Raw genomic sequence first — 16,490 nt, 5'->3', positions numbered from 1 at the left:
CGGACATGACCGACCTCTACCCCGCCGCCGACGACCGGGAGATCCTCCGGCAGGCGGCCGCCGCGCACACCGCCGCCTCCCGCGACCTGGAGAGCTTCCTGCGCCGGCTGCCGGAGGTGCCCGAACCGGCCGACATCACCGAGTACGCGACCCTGCTCACCCTGGAGGAGCAGACCCGGGCCGACCGGCAGGCCGCCGCCAGGGCCGCCGGACTGCAGCTGCCCAGCCTCGGCACCGAGCCGTAGACCCACGACGGCGGCGGCACCCGGGAGCGTCCTCCGGGGTGCCGCCGCCCGTGGCGTCACCGTTCGACCAGGACGTCGTGCCCCAGGTCCAGCAGCGAGTGGCGCCACTCGTCGTCGGCGTTGCCGCGGCGCGGCTTGGCGTCCATCAGGGAGCGGATCCGGTCGATGGCGTCCCGCATCACCTCGATGTCCTCCGGGGTCAGGTCCACCTTGCGCTTGCTGAGCACCCGCAGGATGTGCCGGCCCGGCTGGGGCAGGTCCAGGTCCGGGTTCGGGCCGAACGACTCCTCCCCCGAGCCCCGGGTCAACAGCCACTGCCGCAGCTGTTCGGAGGGCACGTTCACCTCGGCGTGGAAGTCCTCCCAGATCACCTCGACCTCGGGGTCGATTCGCTGCTCACGTACCATCACGCCTCCTCTTCCGGTGGCCCGGACGGCGCCGGGTCCCCGTCGTCGGTCTGCTGCTTCAGGCCCTCCGGCGGCACCCGCACCCGCGCGGGGTTCGCCGTCGGCGGCGCGTGGATCGGTTCGGTGCGGTGGGTCTCCTCGTCGCTCTCCTCCGGTTCGGTCATGTCCGCCCTCCGGGTCATCGCGGATGGGACGTCGAGGCGGCGGTGTAACCGCGCTCCCCCGCGCTCACGTCGATGGCGAGCTGACCGTCGCGCGCGTCGACGGTGACCTTCTGCCCCGGCCCGATCTGGTGCTCCAGCAGCATCCGGGACAGCCGGTTGTCCACCTCCCGCTGGATCACCCGGCGCAGCGGCCGGGCCCCGAACTCCGGCTGGTAGCCGTGCTCGGCGAGCCAGTCCACGCCCGCGGTGGTGAACTCCACCTGGACGTCCTGGGCGTGCAGCCGACGACGGGTCTCCTCCAGCAGCAGCTCGGTGATCTGCCGCAGCTGCTGGGCCTCCAGCCGGCGGAAGATGATGGTCTCGTCGATCCGGTTGAGGAACTCCGGGCGGAAGTTCTCCTGGAGCCGGCGCATCAGCCGCTCGCGCAGCTCGTCGCTCTCCTGGGTGCCACCGGGCTCACCGGCGCCGAAGCCCACCGCGCGGGTGGTGCCGGTGATCAGCTCCGAGCCCAGGTTGCTCGTCATGATCAGTACGGTGTTCTTGAAGTTCACCGTCCGGCCCTGGCTGTCGGTGAGCCGGCCGTCGTCGAGCACCTGGAGCAGGATGTTGAACACGTCCGGGTGGGCCTTCTCGATCTCGTCGAGCAGCACCACCGCGTACGGGCGGCGGCGCACCGCCTCGGTGAGCTGGCCGGCCTCCTCGTACCCGACGTAGCCGGGAGGGGCCCCGACCAGCCGGGCGACGGTGTGCCGCTCCTGGAACTCGCTCATGTCGACCCGCACCATCCGGTCGGCCTCGCCGAAGAGCGCCTCGGCCAGCGCCCGGGCCAGTTCCGTCTTGCCGACGCCGGTCGGGCCGAGGAAGAGGAAGCTGCCCATCGGCCGGTTCGGGTCGGCCAGCCCGGTCCGCGAGCGGCGCACCGCCTCGGCCACCGCGGTGACCGCGTCTTCCTGGCCGACGACCCGCTCGTGCAGGTGTCCCTCCAGCCGCAGCAGCCGGTCGCGCTCCTCCTCGGTGAGCTGACTGACCGGAATGCCGGTGGCCCGGGAGACCACCTCGGCGATCTCCTGCGGGCCGACCGAGGGGACACGGGTGACGCCCTCGTCGCCCCGGGCGCGGCGGATCTGCTCCTCGACCTCGGCGAGCCGGTCGCGCAGCGCGGAGGCCCGCTCGTACTGCTCGTCGGCGACCGCCTGCTCCTTGTTGCGGCGCACCTCGTCGAGCTGCTGCTCCAGCTCCCGCACGTCGGCGTCGGGAGTGCGGGTGCGCAGCCGCACCCGCGCGCCGGCCTGGTCGATCAGGTCGATCGCCTTGTCCGGCAGGAAGCGGTCGGTGACGTACCGGTCGGAGAGTTCGGCGGCGGCGACCAGCGCCTCGTCGGTGAAGCGGACCTGGTGGTGCGCCTCGTACCGGTCGCGCAGGCCGCGCAGGATGGTGACGGTGTCCTCGACGCTCGGCTCGGGCACCAGGACCGGCTGGAAGCGGCGGGCCAGCGCGGCGTCCTTCTCGATGCTCTTGCGGTACTCGTCCAGCGTGGTCGCGCCGATCACCCGCAGCTCGCCGCGGGCCAGCGCCGGCTTGAGCATGTTGGACGCGTCCATGCCGCCCTCGCTGCCGGCGCCGCCCGCGCCGACCAGCGTGTGGATCTCGTCCAGGAAGATGATCAGCTCGTCGCGGTGGGCCCGGATCTCCTCGATGACCTTCTTCAGCCGTTCCTCGAAGTCGCCCCGGTAGCGGGTGCCGGCGACCAGGCCGGCCAGGTCGAGCTGCACCACCCGCTTGCCGAGCAGGGTCTGCGGCACGTCACCGTCGCAGATCCGCTCGGCCAGTCCCTCCACGATGGCCGTCTTGCCGACGCCGGCCTCACCGATCAGCACCGGGTTGTTCTTGGTACGCCGGGACAGGATCTCCACGGCCTGCTCGATCTCGTCGGCCCGCCCGATCACCGGGTCGATCTGGTCCATCCGGGCCAGCTCGGTGAGGTCCTGGCCGTACTGGTCGAGCGTCGGGGTGCCCCGGTCGGGCCGGGGGCCGCCACCCGGGCCGCGCTCGGCGCTGGCCGCCTGCAACGACTCCGGCTGGATCCGGCCGGCGGCGAGCATCCGGCCGGCCGGCGACTCCGGGTTGAGCGGCAACGCCATCAGGATGTGCTCGGGGCCGATGTAGTTCGCCCCCATCGCCCGGGACAGCTGGTGGGCGTCGAGCAGCGCCCGCTTGGCGGCGGGGGTGAGCGACAGGTTCGTCGGCACCTCCCCCCTCGGCGCGCCGTCGCCGCGCCCGCCGAGCGCGTTGACCAGCGCGTCCGGGTCGGCGCCGGCCCGGCGCACCAGGTCCCGCAGCTGCTCGCGTTGCAGCGCGGCCCAGAGCAGGTGGTCGGTGTCGAGGTCGTTGCTGTGCTTCTGGGCGGCCCGCCGGGCCGCGTCGGCCAGCATCTCCCGGGCGTCGGCGGTCATCAGCCGGGTGATGTCGACCCGGTGGGCCGGTCGGCGTCCACCCTCACCCCGCCCGAAGTATCGGGCCAGGAACTCGTCCCAGGGGTCGGAGCCGAAGTCACCGGGTCCCATCATCTCTGTCCTCCGCAATCGGGGCGCGGCACGGTCGCCGGGAGCGACACCGCCAGGGCGCGGCACGGTCGCCGGTGGCTACCCGACGACCGGCGCGACAAACGCCACCGGGTGGCAGGCTGGGGGGCATGGACTCCCGCCCGCTGCTGATCGTCGACGGTGCCAACGTGGTCGGTTCCCGACCCGACGGGTGGTGGCGGGACCGGGCCGGCGCCGCCGCCCGGCTGCGCGACGCCCTCGCGCCGCTGGCCGACCGGGGGCTGCCGCCCGAGCTGCCGCCGCCGGTGGAGGTGGTGCTGGTGGTGGAGGGCGCGGCCCGGGAGGTGCCCGGGGTGACCGGGGTGCACACGGTGCCGGCGCCCGGTTCCGGCGACGACGCCATCGTGGCGCTGGTGCGCGACGCGCCGCAGCGGCGTCGGCTGGTGGTGACCGCCGACCGGGAGCTGCGCGACCGGGTGGCGGCCCTCGGCGCCGAGCTGCACGGCCCCCGCTGGCTGCGCGAGCACACCCACCCGACCGCCTGACCAGCCGGTCCGGTCCGCGCCGCCGGTCCCGTCGGTGGGACCCGGGCACCCCCGGACGGGACCGGACGGACCGCCGGCGGACGCTGTCTGCGCACGTCACGGGGGTAACCGGACACCGGGGCGGGAACACCGACAGGGCGGATGTTCTCTCCCCGACGGGTATACGTTGTAATGGACGTCTCCCCGCCCCCAGGAGGTCACCGTGGCGAGCGTCGCCGAGCTGAAGGCAGCCATCGAGGTCGCCCTCCAACAGATCGGTGACGGGCAGACAGCCGTGCAGGCGGCCGGCGAGAAGCTCTCCGAGGCGCAGCAGACCCTGGCCGGGGCGCTGGAGGGCAGCGGCCACGAGACGGTGGAGAACGCGCAGGCCTCACTGACGCAGGCCGGCCAGGAGCTGGAGGAGTGTCTCGCCGCGACCCTCGTCGCGGTGGAGCAGGCGCAGCTCTACGTCTCGACGCTCTGAGCCGGCGGCCGTGTCGATCATCGAGGATGTCGGGGCGCAGGTGCGCGCCGCCGCCGAGGAACTGCCGCTGGCGCCGCTGACTCAGGCGCTGGAGAAGTTCGGCCAGGCCACCGAGCGGCTGCGCTGGGTCCGGCAGGAGTCGGCCAACCCGATGGGGGTGCCGGAGCTCTCCGCGGCCACCGAGCACGCCGAGGCCGCGGGGCACGCGCTGCGGGTGGCGCAGGAGCAGCTGTCGGCGTACCTGGCCGCGATCGGGCTGGCTCCCGACGGCGCACCGCCGGCGGCGCCGGCCCGCCGCGAGCCGAAGCACGACGCGCCCCGCGCGGACGCCGTACCGCCGGCCGGCCCGGCGCCGCAGCCGCAGGCCGACCCGACCGTCAAGCGGTGGTGGTCGGTGCGGGTGGCGGAGCTGACCGGGGGCCGGGAGGGCCCGCCGGACGAGCCGGACGAGCGGATCGCCGACTCCCGCGAGCTGCTGCGCCGGGTGGTCACCGGGGTCCGCTCCGGCGACCGGGACCGGCTGCACCGGGAGCTGCGCACCGCGCACGCCGACGTCGGCCTCGGGTTGGCCGCGGTGGCCCCGCCGCTGCTGCGCGACCTGGCCGGGGAACTGCTCGGGCACCCGCCCCGCGCCGACGACCTGGGCCGGCTGCGCCGCGAGCTGGACGGCCGGGTCCGCGACCTGCTGCCCGGGCTGCCGCCGCCGGTGCTGGACACCCTGCTCACCCGGGTCTGCCGGATGCCCCCGCCCCGCTCGGGCGAACAGCCGCACGCCGCCGATCCGGCGGTCACCGCGGGTGTGGTGACCGGGGTGCTGCTGGCCCGCCTCGGTCGGGACCTGCCCCGCGACGAGCCGGATCCCGGTCGGGCGCCGGCCGCCGCGGCACCGGTCGCCCAGCGCCGGCCCGACGGTGGACGTCGTGGCTGACCTGCGCAACCACCTGGTGACGCGGGTACGGGGGATGCTCTCCGAGGCCCTCGGCGCGACGCGTACCCGGTTGGCCGACGCCGAGACGGAGTTCACCGCCGCGCGGGAGCGGCTGGTGCGGGTGCGGCGGGCCGCGGCGGCGGTGCCGCAGCGCGTCGGCGCGGAACGCGACCGCCGGCTGGCCGAGATCGACGACCGGCACGCGGCACGGATCGCCGAGCTGGCCCGCCGGGCCGCCGCCGCCGCGCTGCGGGAGGCGCCCGGCGCGGCGTCCGCCTCGTGGACGGCCTGGCGGGCGGCGCCGGCCGGCCGCGGCGAGCCGGTCGGTCCGGTACGCGTCGGCGCGCTGCGCATCGCCGGCGCCGAGCCGGTCCCGGCGCTGGTCCCGCTGCTGGACGCCGGGCACGTGCAGCTGTCCGGCGGCGACCGCGAGGGCGCGGACGCGGTGGTGGCCGCGCTGCTGCTGCGCGGCGTCGGCCGGGCCGACCCGGGCAGCGTGCGGTTGTATGGCTACGACCCGGAGCACCTGGGCGGCGGGCTGGCCGGCTTCGCCCCGCTGGGCACCGCCGGGCTGCTCACCTTCGTCGGCCCGGGCGGGCTGAGCCGGCTGCTCGACGACCTGGTGGAGCAGATCCGCCGGATCAACGAGACGGTGCTGGCCGGCGAGTACGCCTCGCTGCGCGAACTGGCCGCGGCGACCGGGCGCCGGCCGGAGCCGTGGCGGGTGGCGGTGCTGCTCGGCGGGGACGAGCTGTCCCGGCACGAACGCGGCCAGCTAGACCGGGTGGTGCGCACCGGCGCGGCGTGCGGTGTGCACCTGGTGGTGCGCGGCATCCCGCTGCCGGAGGACCCGACGGTCACCCGGATCGTCGCCGAGCCGGGCGACGCCCGTGTCGGCGTCCCGGCCGGCCTGCCGGTACGCCTCGACCCGCCGCCGCCCGCCACACTGGTCACCGAGACCTGCCGGGAGATCGCCTCCCGGGTCAACGCCGGCCCACCGCCGACACCCTTCACCGACCTGCTCCCCCCGCCCGAGCAGATGTGGAAGGAGGACTCGGCGCACGGGCTGACCGCCCCGATCGGCGAGGGCCCGCACGGGCGGCCGGTGCTGCTCACCCTCGGCGACTACCCGCCGCACGCGCTGATCGGCGGCCCCTCCGGCACCGGCAAGACCAACCTGATCTTCGCCTGGATCGGCGCGCTCGCCGCCCGCTACTCCCCCGCCGAGCTGGAGTTCTACCTGCTCGACTTCAAGGAGGGGGTGTCCTTCGCCCGGTTCGCGCAGGGCCGGCGCGACCCGAGCTGGCTGCCGCACATGCGGCTGGTCGGGATCAACGTCAACACCGACCGCGAGTTCGGCCTGGCGCTGCTGCGGTTCCTCGCCGAGGAGCTGCGCCGGCGGGCCGACGCCGCCAAGAAGCACGAGGTCACCAAGCTGGCCGAGCTGCGGGCGGTGGACCCGACCGGGCACTGGCCGCGGATCGTGGCGGTGGTCGACGAGTTCCAGGCGCTGCTGGCCGGCCGGGACGTGGTCGCCCGGGAGGCCGCCGACCTGCTGGAGGACCTGGCCCGGCGGGGCCGGTCGCAGGGCATCCATCTGGTGCTCGCCTCGCAGGACGTGCGGGGCATCGAGGCGCTGTGGGGACGCCCCGCACTGGTCGCGCAGTTCACCCTGCGGATCGCGCTGCCCAAGGCGCTGCGCATCCTGGCCGAGCGGAACGACGCGGCGCAGGCGCTGCCCCGCCACCACGCGGTGGTCAACGCCGAGTCCGGGATGACCGAGGGCAACCAGGTGGCCCGGATCCCGTCGGCCAGCGACTGGGAGACCTGGAGCGAGCTGCAGCACCGGCTCTGGCGGATGCGGCCGCCGGACGCCGCCCCGGCCCGGCTCTTCGACGGCGACGCCGTCCCCCGGCTGGCCGACGCGCCGGACTACCGCGCGCTGACCCCGCAGGGCGACACCCCGCCGCCCCGGGGCCCGGTCGCCCTGCTCGGCGAGATCATCGACGTGCAGGCCCGCTCGGCGGCACTGCGGCTGCCCCGCGCCCCGGGACGCAACCTGGCGGTGCTGGGCACCCGGGTGGACGAGGCCTGCGCGGTGCTCGACGCGGCGGCCCGGTCGCTGGCCCGCCAGCACCGGCCGGGCACCGCCCGGTTCTCCATCGCCTGCCTCGACCCGGACGCCGACCCGGCCGCCCGCGCCCTCTACGAGGACCTGGCCGACGACGCGGCCTGGTACGACGAGGAGACGGTGCCGGAGCTGATGGCCGAGACGGCCGAGGCGTTGGGCCGGCCGGGCACCCCGAGCACCCCGCACTACCTGCTGCTGTTCGCGGTGGACGCGGCGGCCGGGCGGCTGGCGGCGCCCGCCGGCGGGCGCAGCGGGCTGGAGCAGCTGCGCCGGATCCTGCACGACGGGCCGGAGCGGCGTACCCACGTGCTGGCCTGGTGGCGCGGAATCGCCCGGATGCGGGTGGACCTCGGCGGGCCGGCCGCCCGCACCGACCAGATCGGGGCCTGGGTGGCCCTCGACGTGCAGGGCGCGGAGCTGGGCTCCTCGCTCTACCCCGGCACCGGCGGCCCCGACTGGTACCCCCGCCCGTGGCGTGGGCTCTTCTTCGACCGGGCGATGCACCGCACCGGACAGGTGATCATCCCTTATGGTCCCTCCCGATGAACGAACCGGTCGCCAGTGACACGTACGCCGCCCACGTCCGCCGGCTCGCCGAGCTGACCGGCCGGGTCCGGGCCCAGCGCGCCGAGGCGCAGGCCTGGCACGAGCAGCAGTGCGCCGCCGCCGAGCGGGCGGTGGCCGAGGCGACCGCCCAGCTGCGCCGGGCCGAGGCGGAGGTGGCGCAGGCGCGGTCCATGGTGGAACGGGTCGACGCCGAGGTCGGGCACCTCTGGGCCGAGCTGCGGGGCCGGCTGGGGCTGGGCGGGCGGCGGCTCGGCCCGGCGCCGGGACCGGTCCGGGACGCGACCGGGGACCCGGTGGCCGCCCTGCGCGGGGTGCGGGAGCTGCTGGACCGGGCGGGGCAGCCGGGTGAGCTGCCCGCGTCGGTGAACCCCCTGTTGGCGCTCTGCGGGGTGGTGGGCGCGCTGGTGGCGTACCTGCTCGGGGCGGGCGCCCGCGCGCTGGGCCACCGCTACGGCGGTGACCTGGCGGTGGGGATGCCGGTGCTGGCCCTGGTGGTGACGCTGCTCGGCCCGCTGGCCGGGCTGGCGCCGGCGAAGCGGCTGGCGGACCGGCGGCACGCCCTGCTGGGCCCCCGGCCGATGGCGATCGTGCTGGCCGCCGGGGTGGCGACCACGGTGGCGCTGCTGGTGCTGACCCGCTGAGCGCGGCCGTCAGCACCGGCCGGCGCACCGGGCAACCGGCCCGACCTCCCCGGCGCACGGGACAGGTCGGCGGCGGGACGGGTCGGGTCAGGCGGGGACGGCGACGGCCTCGCGCAGCAGCCGGCGCGCCAGCACCAGCCGGTCGGCGTCGTCGTCCAGGCCGGGCAGGTCGCCCACCCGGGTGACAGTGCCGGTGAGCAGGGTGCGCAGCGCCGGTTCGCAGGTGCCGGGCAGGGTGATCGTCCGGTCGGGCAGCCGTAGCGCCACCTGGTGCTCGGCGGTGGTGGTGAGCTGCCAGCGCAGTCCGGCCCGCGGGGCGATCCGGCTGTCGGCGTCGAGCGAGGCGAGCGCGGCGGCCTGCGCGAGGGGCCGGATCGGGGCCGGCCGGGCGGCGGGCCAGGCGCGCCCGCGCAGCCGGGCGGCGACCGCCGCCGGGTCGGCGCGCAGCAGCCAGTCCCGCAGCGCCTCGACGGTCTCGGTCAGCTCCGGTTCGATGGCGTCGGGGTCGGCGACGTCGGTGCCGAAGGGCAGCCCGGCACGCAGCCGGGGGTCCTCGGCGGCCAGCGCGAGCAGCTCCTCGACCAGGGCGTACCGGGTCAGCGCGCGGATGCCGACGGTCAGGTGCAGCGAGGCGGACTCCTGCGCCTGCGCGCTGTGCAGCCAGCCGCGCGGCAGGTAGAGCGCGTCGCCCGGGGCGAGCACCACGTCCAGCGCGGCGGGGCCGTCGGCGGTGGCGGCGACCTCGTCGGCCCGTCCGCCCCAGGGCTGCTTCTCCAGCGGGTCGGGCAGCACCGGCGGGTGGATGCGCCAGTGCTTGCGGCCGTCGACCTGGAGCACGAAGACGTCGTGGGTGTCGTAGTGGGTGGCGAAGCCCTGGCTGCCGGCCGGGGTCAGGTAGGCGTTGACCTGCAACGGCTGCGCCAGCGCGGTGCCGAGGTCGCGGGCGAAGTCGACCAGGGCCGGCCAGGTGCGGTGCAGGCCCTGCAACACCAGCGTGGCGCCGGAGGCGTACAGCTCCAGCACCTTCTCGTCGAGGACCTGGTCGGTGATCTCGGCGCCGGCACCGCCGCCGCCGGTGTAGCGGGCCGCCGGCACGAGCTGGCCGTCCTTGGCCACCCGCAGGAACGGGGTACGCAGGCCCCGCCGGCTGAGCAGCTCGTCGGCGTCGGCGGGACTGAGCAGGTCGGTGAACCCGTCGGGGTTGGGCAGTTCGTCGGCGCGGGAGAGCAGCGGTGCGCGGCCCCAGTGGGCGGCGGCGAACTTCGCCGGCTCGACGCTGACGCAGCGCGCCAGGGCGTGCGCGGCGGACGGATCCGCCGGGCGGCCCTGACGCGCTGCGTCAGGGCCGCCCGGCGGGTCGATGATCGTCACGACGCCGGTCAGCCGGCGCTGCCGTCGGCGCCACCGTCCTGCTGGCCCGGGGTCGCGCCGCCGTCGGCCGGACCCTCGGCACCACCGTCGGCGCCACCGTCCTGCTGACCGGGGGTCGCGCCACCGTCGGCCGGACCCTCGGCACCCCGGTCGGCGCCCTGGTCGGCACCACGGTCCGCGCCGCCGTCGGCGCCGCCGTCCTGGTGACCGGGAGTCGCGCCACCGTCGGCCGGGCCCTCGAGGCCGCCGCCGCTGGTGGTCTGCATGTCGTCGTCGTTGAGTGCCATGGGTCTCCCTCGGGTGTGCCGCCCCGCGGTAGGTCGGGGTCCGTCGTGCAGCGGGTGGTACCCCACGCGCGATCTTCTCTAACCACACCGTAGACGCCGGGACCCGGCGAGAGGGACAGTTCGCCCGGCCCCGCCGGAGCTCAGCGGAGCGCCGCCAAATCGGCGCGGCAGCGACGGCGGTGCCAGGATGGGAGGACAGCCCGTCCGGCAGGAGGTCACCATGGGGCAGCCGCAGCCCGCACCGCTGACGCCGTTGGCCGAGAACTGGCAGCGCGCCCTGGCCGTGGTGGCCCACCCCGACGACCTGGAGTTCGGCGCGGCCGCCGCCGTCGCCCGGTGGACCGGGCAGGGCAGGGAGGTCGTCTACTGCCTGGTCACCAGCGGCGAGGCCGGCATCGACGGGATGAACCCCGAGCGGGCCCGGGTGGTCCGCGAGGAGGAACAGCGCGCCTCGGCCGCCGTGGTCGGGGTGACCACGGTGGAGTTCCTCGGCCGGCCCGACGGCCTGTTGGAGTACGGTGTGCCGCTGCGCCGGGCGATCGCCGAGGTGATCCGGCGGCACCGCCCGGACGTGGTGATCACCAACAACTTCCGGGACACCTGGGACGGGGCGTACGCGCTCAACCAGGCCGACCACATCGCGACCGGGCGGGCGGTGCTCGACGCGGCCCGCGACGCCGGCAACCGGTGGATCTTCCCGGAGCAGCTGACCGGCGCGGTGACGCCGTGGAACGGGGTACGGGAGGTGTGGGCGGCCGCCTCACCGCTGTCCCGGCACGGGGTCGACGTCACCGCGACCTTCGACGCCGGGCTGGCCTCGCTGCGGGCGCACGACGCGTACCTGCGGGGCCTCGGCGACGGCGGCTTCGATCCGGAGGAGTTCCTGGAGGGCATCAGCCGTCCGGCGGGCACCCGGCTCGGCGTCCGCTACGGCGCCGCCTTCGAGGTCTTCCCGCTGGGCCTGCACTAGGCGGTCGCGATGATCCTGATCGGTACGTCCGGCTGGCAGTACCGCGACTGGCGGGACCGCTTCTACCCGCCGAAGCTGCCGCAGCGGCTCTGGTTGGAGCACTTCGTCACCCGGTTCGCCACCGTCGAGGTGAACAACGCCTTCTACCGGCTGCCCGAGCGGGAGACCTTCGCCGCCTGGCGGGCGCGCACCCCGGAGGATTTCTGCGTGGCGGTGAAGATGAGCCGCTACCTGACCCACATCAAGCGGCTGCGCGACCCGGCCGAGCCGGTCGCCCGGTTCCTGGGCCGGGCCACCGCGCTCGGCGACCGGCTCGGGCCGGTGCTGGTGCAGCTCCCGCCGAACCTGCCCGCGGACCCGGCGGCGCTGGACGCCACCCTGCGGCTCTTCCCTGACGAGGTGCGGGTGGCCGTGGAGCCCCGGCACCCGTCCTGGTGGACCACGGAGGTTCGGGAGGTGCTCCAGCGGCGGCGGGCCGCGCTGGTCTGGGCGGACCGGCACGGCCGGCCGGTGACCCCGCTGTGGCGCACCACCGACTTCGGCTACCTGCGGCTGCACGAGGGCCGCGCCCAGCCCTGGCCGCGCTACGGCCGGGCGGCGCTCGCCTCCTGGGTACGCCGCCTGGGCGAGGCCTTCGACGACGCCGAGCCGGCCTACGTCTACTTCAACAACGACCCGGGCGGGGCGGCCGTGGTGGACGCGATGGCCTTCGCGAGGCTGGCCCGACGGGCGGGCCGGACGGTCAGCCGAACGCAGTGAGGCGGCCCGCCCCACCGGACGGGCGGGACGGGCCGAGGGTCATCCGCTCACGGCATCATCCGTTGCAGGTCACTGGGCATGGTGTCCTTGACGTCGTCCCACTGGCCCTGGGTCACGTGCCGGCTCAGGGCGTCCAGCACCACCTGCACCACGCGCTCCGTGCCGCCCTCGACGTCGTACGGAAAGTGCCGCCGCACCTCGAGAAGAAAGTCTTCCCGATTGAGCTTGATCGGCACGTCCGTCGGCTTCCAGCCGTCGAAGTAGATCCCGCGGACCAGCACCGGCAACTGCGCGGCGAACTCCACGCTCTCCTGCACCGGCATCCGGTCGCGCAGCAGGTGCAGAACGGTGCGCAGCGCGCAATAGGACTGGTTGCGTTGCTCCTTCGGCCAACCGTACGCCTGCTCGATGTCCTTGAGCATCAGGTTCGTCTTCTCCAAAGAGGACTCGAACGCCGACTTCAGCTGCTCAGCCATTTGTCCACCCCCGTGCGTCGTCTTCCCATCGTCGGTTGTCGGTGCGGGGCGGCGGCCCGCTCGGCCCCCGCCACAGCCGGGTCGGCCTGAACCGACCGGGTCGCTCGCGGGCGTTGCCGTCGGCCGTTCCGACCACGTGCAGCACGCCGCCACGTCGTCTGTCCGTCACGACCCGAACCGCCATGGGCCACCTCCGTCGCTGTCGGCCTCGCGTCCCGTCGGTCGACGGACCGCAGACACCGTCCATGCTGCGCGGCGATCAGGTGAGCCGGCCTCACCCCGAGCGGGTGAACTCCGGCGGTCGGCTCAGGCGGCGGCGTCGAGCAGGCCGGCCAGGGTGGCGGCGTTGGTCTGGGCGTAGTCGCGGTAACAATTGTTCATCAGCACGTGGGTCTGCTCGGCGGAGTCGGCCAGTTCGCGCAGCTTCGGCGCCCAGTCCCGCAACTCCCGTTCGGAGTAGTGGTAGCCGAACTTCTCGTGGATGTCCTTGCTGGTCCACTTGTCGCTGTGCCCGTGGAAGCGCACCACCGCGAGGTTCGCGGTGGCGGCCAGCACCGGGGGTACGGAGGAGCGGTGGCCCTGCGGCATGTCCACGCCGACGTACGGCAGCCGGTGCTTGCGCAGGAAGGCGAGGGTCTCGTCGGCGTTGGCGCCGTCGAACCAGGAGGCGTGCCGGAACTCGAAGACCGGCCGCAGCGGGCGGCAGCGCCGCTCCACCTCCAGCAGGTACTCCTTGTTCTCCCGCTTGATGGTGAACCAGGGCGGGAACTGGAACAGCAGCGCACCGAGCCGGCCCGCCTCGACCAGCGGGTCCAGCGCGGACAGGAAGCGCGTCCACACCTCCTCGTACGCCTGCGCCGGCAGGTCGTCGGGGTAGACGGTGCGCTTCTCGGTATCCGGCCGCAGGTCCTTGTAGAGCGCGGACACCTTCGTCGGGTGCCCGGTCAGCAGGCTGAACGCCTTGATGTTGAAGGTGAACCCGGCCGGGGTGCGCTCGGCCCACAGCCGCGCGGTCCGTTCGGCCGGCGGCGAGTAGTAGGTGGCGTCCACCTCGACCAGCGGAAAGCGCCGGGCGTAGTACGCCAGGCGCTTCTCGGGGGTGTCCGCGGTCTGCGGATACCACCCGGACTCCAGCAGGGTCGGATCGGTCCAGGACGCGGTGCCCACCTTGATGTCACCCATGGGAGAAGTGCACCGCGCCCGGACCCGACCGGCAACCCGCGACGACGCCGCTCAGGCGGCGCGCCGCTCCCGCGTCTGCTTGCACGCCACGCAGGCGGTGGCCGACGGGAAGATCTCCAGGCGCTCGACCGGGATCGGCGCCGAGCAGCCCTCGCAGAAGCCGTAGGTGCCCTCGTCGAGGCGGGTGAGCGCGTGCTCGAACTGGGCGCGGCGGTCCAGGATCGTGCGCAGCAACGACTGCGCGGTGTCTCGCTCGGCGGTCTTGGTGCCGCTGTCGGCCTGGTCGTCGCCGGCGGTGTCGCCGACCTCCACCAGCCGCAGCACCTGGCTCTGGGCCACCGCCTGCTCGTACTCCGCGGACAGCTCGTCGTAGCGGGCCTTCAGGGAGAGTCGGATCTGGTCGATCTCCGCCTGGGATCGGCCCGTACCGACCGTGTCGTGGACGAGCATCGCTGCCTGCCTTTCGTGGGGCTCCGGCCCGGTCGGCCCGGTCGCCCGGATACGGTCCGCACGGGCGAGATCACCCGTGCTCTGTGAGCCGGGCGAATACCCACCTCCGCTGTGGATCAAACCGACGACTTTTCCGGTCTGGAGTCGACCGGTTCGTCCGGCTCGACGAGGGCCGGGTGCCGAGGGTCGTCGGCCCGGACCACCACGTCGGCGAAGGAGGCCGGGTCGACCTCGTCGGCGTACCGCGCGAAGGCGGGCAGGGTCCAGCGCAGCTCCGGGTCGGTACGCCGGGCCAGGGCGGCCGGCGAGAGCGCCAGGTGCACCGCGAGGTCGAAGGGCAGCCCGCCGCCGAGCAGCAGCGCCCCGCTGACCAGCAGCACCGCGCCAGGCGGCAGCGGGACGTACGCCGCCCGGCTGGCCCGGTCGGTCGCGGCGTCCCAGAGCGAGGGCAGCACCCGTCCGGAGCCGCCGGGGCCGGCGGGGTCGAGCACCTCCCGGCGCAGCCCGGCCTCGTCGGTCCAGCTCTCGTAGTACGCGTCCGGGTTGGTCCGGCCCTGCTCGAAGCGGATCGAGGCGGGTCGCAGGAAATCCTCGGCGCGCACGTGCAGCACCGGGCGGCCGAGCGCGCGCAGCGGGTCGACCAGCGCCTCGGCGAGGCGCTGCGGCGCGGCGGCCGGTGGACCGTCGACGGCGACCCGCAGCCGGCCGGGCCGCTCGCCCGCGGCGTCGGGGCCCGAACCGGTCGCGGCCGGGAGGCCCGGCCCGGTGGTGGCGGAGAGGAGCCGCTCGGTCAGCTCGGCGACGAGCCGCTCGGGCGAGATGGGTCGGACACGCATCCGACCATGGTGCCCCGGCCGGTCGGCCGGTGCGTCGGGGACGCCCGGCGCTCAGCCGGCGCGGTCGATGGTGACCCGGGCGTCGTCGGCGAGCCGGTAGCCCACGCCGTAGACGGTGGTCACCAGGGGGACGTCCACGCCGACCTTGCCGCGCAGCCGACGCACGTGCACGTCGACGGTGCGGACCCCGGCGTGCTCGTAGCCCCAGACCGCGTTGAGCAGCTGCAACCGGGTGAACACCCGGCGCGGGTGGGCCACCAGGTGCAGCAGCAGGTCGAACTCCAGCCGGGTCAGCGGCAGCGGCTCGCCGTCGCGCAGCACCGAGCGGGAGGAGGCCAGGATGTGCAGGGCCGGGATGGTCGGCGCGAGCGACCGGCCCGGGGACCGGCCGCCGGGCACCGGCTCGGCCCGCCGCTCGGCGGGGACGCCGTTGGTGCTGATGACGCCCTCGCCGCGTTCCAACAACTCGCGGGCGGCCTCGAGCAGCCGGCGGGCCGGCGGGGTCAACGACTCCTCACACGCCAACGGGATGGACAGGGTCACGGTGAGCACGGGTGCGGCCGTGTTCGCCGGGCGGCGCTGGCCGCCGGGGGGACGACCGGGAACCGCAGGTTGGGACGTATGCCATCCGGCGCGCGACGAGGCGGGGCTGACCGACATGGTCCTCCTTGGCTGGTCCGGGTAAACCCACGGCCCGGGACGCCGCTTCATCGATGCTTCCCGGCCCCTGAGCGAGGGTCAAGGGGCGGCCACGTTGCATGAATGTGACAATTGACGAACACATCGCAGCCGAACCCTCGCTCTGCGTACGAGCCAGATGATTACAGCAGAGTCACCGGGGTGGCCGGAGACGGGGGTACCCGCTCCGGTTCACATCGGCCGGTGCCGGCCCCACCGACCAGGGCCGACGGTCGGCGGCGCGCCCCGGGGGCGACCGGTCAGCGGAACCGGTCCACCCGGATCCGGGCCTCGTCGGCCAGGCGGTAGCCCACGCCGTACACGGTGGTGACCAGCGGGGTGTCCGCGCCGAGCTTGGCGCGCAGCCGGCGCACGTGCACGTCGACGGTGCGGGCCACCGCGTGCTCGTAGCCCCAGACGCTGCCCAGCAACTGCAGCCGGGTGAAGACCCGGTGCGGGTGCTCGGCGAGGAAGAGCAGCAGGTCGAACTCGATGCGGGTGAGCGGGATCTCCCGGTCACCCTGCCGGACCCGCCGGGAGGCGGCCAGGACCCGCAGGGTGTCGGGGTGCTCGTCGACCGGCACGGGCACGGCCGGCACCGCCCGTACGGCGGCGGGCTCGGCCAGCCGGACCACGCCCTCCCCCGCCTCGGCCAGTTCGCCGAGCAGGTCGACCAGGCGGGCCAGCCGTGGCGTCAGCGGCGCGGCGGCCAGGTCGAGGGTGATGGTCAGCGTCGGGGCGGACCGGGGCCGGGGCGGCCCCGGCCGGTCGGGGCGGCCCGGCGGGTGCGGGCGCGAGGTGATGGCGACGACGGACATCGGTGCCTCCAGATGGCGGGTCGTCCGCC

Annotated in this window: 19 protein-coding genes; 8 read left to right on the top strand and 11 right to left on the bottom strand. The window is 75.2% G+C overall.

Annotated features, from left to right (window positions below; all coding sequences use genetic code 11):
* The first annotated feature begins 5 nt into the window (after positions 1-5).
* Positions 6-245: a hypothetical protein gene (locus V6U88_RS17945; RefSeq protein WP_334454427.1), complete on the top strand. Its 240-nt coding sequence runs from the start codon at positions 6-8 to the stop codon at positions 243-245.
* Between the two features lie 56 nt (positions 246-301).
* On the opposite strand, the gene V6U88_RS17940 is transcribed toward V6U88_RS17945, so the two are convergent.
* Genes V6U88_RS17940 through V6U88_RS17930 form a run of 3 tightly spaced genes read right to left on the bottom strand, consistent with a single transcriptional unit; the run spans position 302 to position 3,383 of the window.
* Complete coding sequence (locus V6U88_RS17940; protein ID WP_334454425.1) at positions 302-652, bottom strand: DUF3140 domain-containing protein; 351 nt, start codon at positions 650-652, stop codon at positions 302-304.
* Positions 652-816 (bottom strand): hypothetical protein, encoded by a 165-nt coding sequence (locus V6U88_RS17935; protein ID WP_334454423.1) that lies wholly within the window; start codon positions 814-816, stop codon positions 652-654. Before V6U88_RS17935 ends, V6U88_RS17940 begins: the two co-directional genes overlap by 1 nt.
* Positions 817-830: 14 nt before the next feature.
* Positions 831-3,383, bottom strand: coding sequence for an ATP-dependent Clp protease ATP-binding subunit (locus V6U88_RS17930; RefSeq protein WP_334454421.1), 2,553 nt, complete (start codon positions 3,381-3,383; stop codon positions 831-833).
* Between the two features lie 125 nt (positions 3,384-3,508).
* Here V6U88_RS17930 and V6U88_RS17925 point away from each other — a divergent pair, with 125 nt between their 5' ends.
* The 5 genes from V6U88_RS17925 to V6U88_RS17905 all read left to right on the top strand — a co-directional run bounded on the left by V6U88_RS17925 (position 3,509) and on the right by V6U88_RS17905 (position 8,634).
* The gene (locus tag V6U88_RS17925) at positions 3,509-3,904 is read left to right on the top strand and encodes a hypothetical protein (RefSeq protein WP_334454420.1); all 396 of its coding nucleotides are present in this window, start codon (positions 3,509-3,511) and stop codon (positions 3,902-3,904) included.
* A gap of 202 nt (positions 3,905-4,106) precedes the next feature.
* Complete coding sequence (locus V6U88_RS17920; RefSeq protein WP_334454418.1) at positions 4,107-4,367, top strand: hypothetical protein; 261 nt, start codon at positions 4,107-4,109, stop codon at positions 4,365-4,367.
* Positions 4,368-4,377: 10 nt separating this feature from the next.
* Positions 4,378-5,295: a hypothetical protein gene (locus V6U88_RS17915; protein WP_334454416.1), complete on the top strand. Its 918-nt coding sequence runs from the start codon at positions 4,378-4,380 to the stop codon at positions 5,293-5,295.
* Positions 5,296-5,329: 34 nt separating this feature from the next.
* Entirely contained in the window at positions 5,330-7,972 is a 2,643-nt protein-coding gene (locus tag V6U88_RS17910; RefSeq protein ID WP_442934653.1) for an FtsK/SpoIIIE domain-containing protein, read from the top strand.
* Positions 7,969-8,634: a hypothetical protein gene (locus V6U88_RS17905; RefSeq protein WP_334454412.1), complete on the top strand. Its 666-nt coding sequence runs from the start codon at positions 7,969-7,971 to the stop codon at positions 8,632-8,634. Before V6U88_RS17910 ends, V6U88_RS17905 begins: the two co-directional genes overlap by 4 nt.
* Before the next feature lie 87 nt (positions 8,635-8,721).
* On the opposite strand, the gene V6U88_RS17900 is transcribed toward V6U88_RS17905, so the two are convergent.
* Together V6U88_RS17900 and V6U88_RS17895 are read right to left on the bottom strand one after the other, a co-directional pair.
* Positions 8,722-10,005, bottom strand: a complete 1,284-nt coding sequence (locus tag V6U88_RS17900; protein ID WP_442934651.1) for a cupin domain-containing protein — start codon at positions 10,003-10,005, stop codon at positions 8,722-8,724.
* A gap of 8 nt (positions 10,006-10,013) precedes the next feature.
* Positions 10,014-10,292 carry a hypothetical protein gene (locus tag V6U88_RS17895; protein ID WP_334454411.1) on the bottom strand — a complete coding sequence of 93 codons (279 nt, stop codon included), beginning with the start codon at positions 10,290-10,292 and terminating at the stop codon, positions 10,014-10,016.
* Between the two features lie 187 nt (positions 10,293-10,479).
* On the opposite strand from V6U88_RS17895, the gene V6U88_RS17890 reads away from it, so the two are divergent.
* Both V6U88_RS17890 and V6U88_RS17885 read left to right on the top strand, forming a co-directional pair.
* The gene (locus V6U88_RS17890) at positions 10,480-11,262 is read left to right on the top strand and encodes a PIG-L deacetylase family protein (protein ID WP_334454409.1); all 783 of its coding nucleotides are present in this window, start codon (positions 10,480-10,482) and stop codon (positions 11,260-11,262) included.
* A gap of 9 nt (positions 11,263-11,271) precedes the next feature.
* On the top strand, positions 11,272-12,021 hold the full coding sequence (locus V6U88_RS17885; RefSeq protein ID WP_334454408.1) for a DUF72 domain-containing protein: 750 nt from the start codon (positions 11,272-11,274) through the stop codon (positions 12,019-12,021).
* A gap of 47 nt (positions 12,022-12,068) precedes the next feature.
* On the opposite strand, the gene V6U88_RS17880 is transcribed toward V6U88_RS17885, so the two are convergent.
* The 6 genes from V6U88_RS17880 to V6U88_RS17855 form a co-directional block, all read right to left on the bottom strand.
* On the bottom strand, positions 12,069-12,497 hold the full coding sequence (locus V6U88_RS17880; RefSeq protein ID WP_334454406.1) for a DUF2267 domain-containing protein: 429 nt from the start codon (positions 12,495-12,497) through the stop codon (positions 12,069-12,071).
* Between the two features lie 306 nt (positions 12,498-12,803).
* Positions 12,804-13,679, bottom strand: coding sequence for a DUF72 domain-containing protein (locus V6U88_RS17875; RefSeq protein ID WP_334454404.1), 876 nt, complete (start codon positions 13,677-13,679; stop codon positions 12,804-12,806).
* Positions 13,680-13,730: 51 nt separating this feature from the next.
* Positions 13,731-14,129 carry a TraR/DksA family transcriptional regulator gene (locus V6U88_RS17870; RefSeq protein ID WP_334454402.1) on the bottom strand — a complete coding sequence of 133 codons (399 nt, stop codon included), beginning with the start codon at positions 14,127-14,129 and terminating at the stop codon, positions 13,731-13,733.
* A gap of 116 nt (positions 14,130-14,245) precedes the next feature.
* Positions 14,246-14,965 (bottom strand): uridine kinase, encoded by a 720-nt coding sequence (locus V6U88_RS17865; protein ID WP_334454401.1) that lies wholly within the window; start codon positions 14,963-14,965, stop codon positions 14,246-14,248.
* Between the two features lie 51 nt (positions 14,966-15,016).
* Positions 15,017-15,625 (bottom strand): winged helix-turn-helix domain-containing protein, encoded by a 609-nt coding sequence (locus V6U88_RS17860; RefSeq protein ID WP_334454399.1) that lies wholly within the window; start codon positions 15,623-15,625, stop codon positions 15,017-15,019.
* A 278-nt stretch (positions 15,626-15,903) separates the two neighbouring features.
* Positions 15,904-16,461, bottom strand: coding sequence for a winged helix-turn-helix domain-containing protein (locus tag V6U88_RS17855; protein WP_334454397.1), 558 nt, complete (start codon positions 16,459-16,461; stop codon positions 15,904-15,906).
* Between the last annotated feature and the right edge of the window lie 29 nt (positions 16,462-16,490).

Origin of the sequence: Micromonospora sp. CPCC 205739, from assembly GCF_036906795.1 — a bacterium.
Taxonomy (GTDB): domain Bacteria; phylum Actinomycetota; class Actinomycetes; order Mycobacteriales; family Micromonosporaceae; genus Micromonospora.
This window is presented reverse-complemented; position numbering and strand designations above follow the sequence as displayed.

What these genes read in the sequence shown, in the direction of transcription:
- V6U88_RS17870 (WP_334454402.1), bottom strand. Translation starts at nt 14,129, where the DNA reads ATGCTCGTCCACGACACGGTCGGTACGGGCCGATCCCAGGCGGAGATC.
- V6U88_RS17890 (WP_334454409.1), top strand. Translation starts at nt 10,480, where the DNA reads ATGGGAGGACAGCCCGTCCGGCAGGAGGTCACCATGGGGCAGCCGCAG.
- V6U88_RS17925 (WP_334454420.1), top strand. Translation starts at nt 3,509, where the DNA reads ATGGACTCCCGCCCGCTGCTGATCGTCGACGGTGCCAACGTGGTCGGT.
- V6U88_RS17910 (WP_442934653.1), top strand. Translation starts at nt 5,330, where the DNA reads ATGCTCTCCGAGGCCCTCGGCGCGACGCGTACCCGGTTGGCCGACGCC.
- V6U88_RS17940 (WP_334454425.1), bottom strand. Translation starts at nt 652, where the DNA reads ATGGTACGTGAGCAGCGAATCGACCCCGAGGTCGAGGTGATCTGGGAG.
- V6U88_RS17885 (WP_334454408.1), top strand. Translation starts at nt 11,272, where the DNA reads ATGATCCTGATCGGTACGTCCGGCTGGCAGTACCGCGACTGGCGGGAC.
- V6U88_RS17880 (WP_334454406.1), bottom strand. Translation starts at nt 12,497, where the DNA reads ATGGCTGAGCAGCTGAAGTCGGCGTTCGAGTCCTCTTTGGAGAAGACG.
- V6U88_RS17905 (WP_334454412.1), top strand. Translation starts at nt 7,969, where the DNA reads ATGAACGAACCGGTCGCCAGTGACACGTACGCCGCCCACGTCCGCCGG.
- V6U88_RS17875 (WP_334454404.1), bottom strand. Translation starts at nt 13,679, where the DNA reads ATGGGTGACATCAAGGTGGGCACCGCGTCCTGGACCGATCCGACCCTG.
- V6U88_RS17860 (WP_334454399.1), bottom strand. Translation starts at nt 15,625, where the DNA reads ATGTCGGTCAGCCCCGCCTCGTCGCGCGCCGGATGGCATACGTCCCAA.
- V6U88_RS17895 (WP_334454411.1), bottom strand. Translation starts at nt 10,292, where the DNA reads ATGGCACTCAACGACGACGACATGCAGACCACCAGCGGCGGCGGCCTC.
- V6U88_RS17945 (WP_334454427.1), top strand. Translation starts at nt 6, where the DNA reads ATGACCGACCTCTACCCCGCCGCCGACGACCGGGAGATCCTCCGGCAG.
- V6U88_RS17865 (WP_334454401.1), bottom strand. Translation starts at nt 14,965, where the DNA reads ATGCGTGTCCGACCCATCTCGCCCGAGCGGCTCGTCGCCGAGCTGACC.
- V6U88_RS17935 (WP_334454423.1), bottom strand. Translation starts at nt 816, where the DNA reads ATGACCGAACCGGAGGAGAGCGACGAGGAGACCCACCGCACCGAACCG.
- V6U88_RS17855 (WP_334454397.1), bottom strand. Translation starts at nt 16,461, where the DNA reads ATGTCCGTCGTCGCCATCACCTCGCGCCCGCACCCGCCGGGCCGCCCC.
- V6U88_RS17930 (WP_334454421.1), bottom strand. Translation starts at nt 3,383, where the DNA reads ATGATGGGACCCGGTGACTTCGGCTCCGACCCCTGGGACGAGTTCCTG.